Here is a 203-nt window from a genome sequence, read left to right on the forward strand (position 1 = left end):
GCGTCGGAGTCGGCATCTGCATCCGCGTCTGCATCGGCATCGGAATCGGCATCCGCGTCTGCATCAGCGTCCGCATCGGAGTCGGCATCGGCGTCTGCATCCGCATCGGCGTCTGCATCTGCATCAGCGTCCGCATCGGCATCCGCATCCGCATCCGCGTCGGAATCTGCATCAGCGTCTGCATCAGCGTCGGCATCGGCGTC

General features: G+C 65.0%; 1 protein-coding gene. It reads left to right on the top strand.

Features of this window, described 5'->3' with window-relative positions; translation table 11 throughout:
* Positions 1-203, top strand: a 203-nt coding sequence (locus tag LZ634_RS21425) for a hypothetical protein (protein WP_234508775.1), incomplete at both ends; no start/stop codon positions are given.

This window comes from Kluyvera intermedia (assembly GCF_021440345.1).
Lineage (GTDB): Bacteria > Pseudomonadota > Gammaproteobacteria > Enterobacterales > Enterobacteriaceae > Kluyvera > Kluyvera intermedia_A.